This window comes from Secundilactobacillus malefermentans DSM 5705 = KCTC 3548 (genome assembly GCF_001436395.1).
Lineage (GTDB): Bacteria > Bacillota > Bacilli > Lactobacillales > Lactobacillaceae > Secundilactobacillus > Secundilactobacillus malefermentans.
In genome coordinates this window covers 1-4,144 of sequence record NZ_AZGJ01000078.1, presented here as the reverse complement: position 1 = coordinate 4,144, position 4,144 = coordinate 1, and the positions used below count along the sequence as shown (strand labels likewise).

At 39.5% G+C, this 4,144-nt stretch carries 5 protein-coding genes; 2 read left to right on the top strand and 3 right to left on the bottom strand.

What is annotated here, in order from left to right; all coding sequences use genetic code 11:
- Positions 1-23 precede the first annotated feature (23 nt).
- Positions 24-164: a type II toxin-antitoxin system RelE family toxin gene (locus tag FD44_RS10875; protein WP_328590620.1), complete on the bottom strand. Its 141-nt coding sequence runs from the start codon at positions 162-164 to the stop codon at positions 24-26.
- A 130-nt stretch (positions 165-294) separates the two neighbouring features.
- Between FD44_RS10875 and FD44_RS09530 the strand changes: the two genes are divergently transcribed.
- Both FD44_RS09530 and brnQ read left to right on the top strand, forming a co-directional pair.
- Complete coding sequence (locus tag FD44_RS09530) at positions 295-564, top strand: hypothetical protein (protein WP_010619195.1); 270 nt, start codon at positions 295-297, stop codon at positions 562-564.
- Between the two features lie 377 nt (positions 565-941).
- Positions 942-2,318: a branched-chain amino acid transport system II carrier protein gene (gene brnQ / locus FD44_RS09525; RefSeq protein ID WP_010619194.1), complete on the top strand. Its 1,377-nt coding sequence runs from the start codon at positions 942-944 to the stop codon at positions 2,316-2,318.
- Positions 2,319-2,387: 69 nt separating this feature from the next.
- On the opposite strand, the gene FD44_RS09520 is transcribed toward brnQ, so the two are convergent.
- Together FD44_RS09520 and FD44_RS09515 are read right to left on the bottom strand one after the other, a co-directional pair.
- Positions 2,388-3,149: an acetoin reductase gene (locus FD44_RS09520; RefSeq protein WP_010619193.1), complete on the bottom strand. Its 762-nt coding sequence runs from the start codon at positions 3,147-3,149 to the stop codon at positions 2,388-2,390.
- A 137-nt stretch (positions 3,150-3,286) separates the two neighbouring features.
- A complete protein-coding gene (locus FD44_RS09515) occupies positions 3,287-4,111 on the bottom strand; it encodes a DUF3427 domain-containing protein (RefSeq protein WP_056973903.1) in 825 nt (274 codons plus the stop codon).
- Between the last annotated feature and the right edge of the window lie 33 nt (positions 4,112-4,144).

The window sequence follows — 4,144 nt, the reverse complement described above, 5'->3', positions numbered from 1 at the left end:
GACTTTTGTCCCAGCCACTTTTTCTATTTCTCAAAATAAGTTTCAGATAATTTATAGCTATCTTTCCGATGCCCTAGTAACAAAACATTGATCGTCACAACTTCCTCGTCAATTGAACAAATCAGCCGATAGTCCAAAACTCGGTACCGCCAAAGTCCAATCACTTTTTAAATTCGTTATTTCTCTGGAACTATAATTAAATTCCCTACTCCTTAAAGAATCCTAAATGCGGTTGTCTCAGCCGCCAAACTCCGATATGATTGATTAAAGCATAGGAAAATGAGGAAAATTAAGATGGCATCTGATGCAGAAAAAAGTAACGAAGAGTTAGCCCGACGGTTAGTTCACGGAAATCACGGATTTTCAGCTGGGTTCAGTTCCAATCTTGCGCGTAAAGAATTGACCAAGCGTGCCGAGTCTGGGGATACGGAAGCTGAACGACTTTTAAATGAATTCGATATGAAATGGGAACAAGAAGAAGCCCAACGTAAGCAAAATTTGAAGGAATATCTCGAACATTCCGATCCAGCACCCATTACCTTCAAATTTACGTTGAAGAAATAAATTCTCATTTGACATTCAGTTTCATCCGTTCTACAATGACAATCATTAGATATAAATGAGAAAACCGTGTGGAAGTTTTCATGGAGTATGAACTAGCGAATTTTTAGAAAGTGCTTGGCGCTGCGAAGGCACATTTCCTAGTTTTGAAAGATGAAGATGAGCGGCATCATCGTAAAGATGATGATGGTTGCACCCAATATCGTGCCAGTGTATCACCTATTTTTGACGAAAAATAAGGCGTACATGGTAAGATGAGTTTTGTGAAAAGCTCGTAAATTAAGGTGGTAACGCGTGTAAACGTCCTTTGGATTATTAATCCAAGGGGCGTTTTTTTATTTCTCATTTAAAAATATAGAATCTGAAAGGAAGCTCTAAAAATGGAACAAACTCGTAAATTTACCTGGAAAGAACTTATTGTCGTTGCTTCAATGCTCTTTGGAATGTATTTTGGTGCTTCTAACTTAACGTTCCCCGTCCAAATTGGTCAGCAATCAGGTTCAGCATTTATTTCTTCAATTATTGGCTTCATTATTACCGGAACAATTTTGCCACTCCTCGGCGTTGCCGCAATCGCCATCACCAGAACGCATGGTGTCTTCGAATTAGCGCAACCCATTGGCAAAACGTACGCTTTAATTTTTACCGTTATTTTGTACATCGCCATCGGCCCCGCTTTTGCCACGCCACGGACCGCAACTGTTCCATTTGAATTTGGAATTGCAACTCATGTTAGTGCAGCCTCAGCCCCATTTTGGCTCCTCATCTATTCAGCTTGTTTCTTCACGGCTGTCATCTTTCTTTCACTCAATCGACATAAAGTCGTTGACTATGTGGGCCGCTATTTAAACCCCGCCTTCATCATCATGGTCGTGATCTTAATTGCCGTTGCCATCTTCAAGCCAATGGGCACCACCGCTGGTCAAGCAGTTACTGGCGCTTGGCGAAGTGGTTCTACAACAAACGGAATCATTCAAGGTTATCAAACGATGGACGCCCTTGCTTCCGTTGAATTTGGAATCGTCGTTATCACAGCTATCAAAGCCCTCGGCGTCAAAAAGGAATCCACTGTCGCTCATTTGACCGTTAAAGCCGGAATCATTGCGGCAAGTGCTATGGCCGTTATCTATACTGGCTTGGCATACATTGGTGCCACCAGCCTGGGCCATTTCAAAATTGCTGCCGATGGTGGGATTGCCCTTGGCCAAATCACCCAGTTCTTCTTTGGTAACGCTGGCGTCTACATCCTCGCAATCATGGCAACCATCACCTGTTTGACGACTGCCGTTGGGGTGACCACCTCGTTTGCTACAGCGTTCAGTGGGCTCTTCCCCAAGTTTGGCTACAAAACCTATGTAATCGCCGTTTCGATCATTTCATTTGGCGTTTCTAACTTCGGTTTTGCAACGATTATTGCGATTGCCATGCCATTCTTGATGTTCATTTACCCACTATGTATTACGTTGATTCTGCTTTCTCTAGCATCACCCCTATTCCATCGTGCCAGAGTTGTTTACATTTGCACGACCATTTTCACCATTGTGCCAGCCCTTATCGATGGCCTGAATGCGGGTCCTGCCTTTATCGCAAAGTCAGCCTTTGTCCAAGCCCTTACTGGATTTGAGAGCAAATATGTGCCATTCTTCGCGCAAGGATTTGCATGGCTTGTGCCAGCAATCATTGGATTCGTGATTGGAATTGGTGTGTATGAGGTGAAGAGCGTGAGAGTGGGTAAGACGGTGAGTGAGACGGAATAGAAGAATAACTTACACAAAAATGGTTATCTACTGTAAATTGTAGATAACCATTTTTTGATTCACTTTACTCTATGCAAAATTAATTCCACCATCAACCATAATTGATTGACCCGTAATGTAATCTGATTTCTTATCAGCAAGGAATGATACTAAATTAGCAACATCGGCTGGTTGTTCACCACGGCCTAATGCAATTCCATCGATATATTTCTGTAAGGTATCACCCAACGGAACATCGTAAATTTTTGCCATTTCAGCATCAATTTGATCCCACATTGGCGTCAATACGATTCCAGGGCAATAGGCATTTACAGTAATTTGATCCTTTGCCAACTCTTTTGCAGCAGCTTGTGTTAGACCACGTACAGCAAATTTCGTAGCTGAGTAAATTCCCAATAATTCAAATCCTTCATGACCTGCAATTGAGCAAGCATTGATAATTTTGCCACCATTGCCTTGTTTCTTAAATTGAGTAGCCGCTGCCTGAATTCCATAAATATCACCGTTAACATTAATTTGGAAAATTTTATTAATATCTTCCTCAGAGGCATCAATAACTGCTCCAATTTCTGCGATACCAGCGTTATTCACCATGACGTCTAGTTGACCAAAGTCTTTCACAACAGCGTCTACTAAATCGAACACAGCCTGTTTCTTAGCTACGTCAACATAGTAGCCCTTTGCGCCACCACCAATTTCAGCAGCGACTTTTTCAGCATTCCCCTGATTTAAGTCAGCAACCGCTACAGTTAATCCATCTGAAGCAAGTTGTTTCGCGATACCCTCGCCGATACCTTGTCCGCCACCGGTTACAATTGCAATTCTTGTCATGATGAAAGCCTCCTGAAAGTGATTAGTTATTTTTGTAAGCGCTTTAAATATACTATATAGAAGATTAAGAAACAATATGTTTGGAAAAATGTAATGTGAGAATAAGAAAAAGCGTAATTAAAAATTACGCTTACTCATTAATTAGCTGATATTGGTACATCTGTTATGCTTACATACTTATCATACGGGACTGAATTGTTTAAAACAAAATTCATGGTAACTACTGGTACCGCCCCCGTTTTTCCTGGCATACTTTCCTGAACAACTGAGGATTTATCTACCGCTACCATCCCCATATAAAAGAAATCTTTGCCTTCATCATCGCTCTTCTTAATAAACAAGGGGATTTTCATACTTCCGGACTCACTACCAGAAAGAATTTTTTGCACCTCTGGAGAATCTATTTTTCTAGGGTTTCTAGTGTACCACTTAAAAATCCTTTGATTTAAAAATTGATCCTCATATTTTACGTTATTATCTATATCCGATGACTTCGAATATGTTACAAAAATTGGACAAGTATCTTGATAAACTTTATAGCCAAAAATCGTTGCACTATTGTCAGTATCCCAGTCTAAAAGTCGACATACGTCTTTCCGAGTATATTTATTATATAGTGTCAATCTTTCATTCTGTATATATTCTTTATTTTTGGAAAGGGCAACTCTTATTACATCAGTAAACAGTTCTTTAAATTGTTCATTTTTAATTAATGTCTCAAAAGACTTAGACATTTTAAACTCATCTTCCCTAAATGTTACAATTCCTTTTCCACCATACTTGTCTTTCCCTTCCGCTGTGTAGAAATTCAACGATAAAACATTTATAACAGAATTTATTACATTATTATCAACGTACCCATCATAACTTCTTATTTTCTTTTTAAATTGGTCCAAATTAATATTATTGCTTTTGATCAAACTTTCTAACAAAACTAATTCGTGGATTCTTTGACCATTCATCAACTCTTTAGAGTGTTTAAATAATTATGTGTA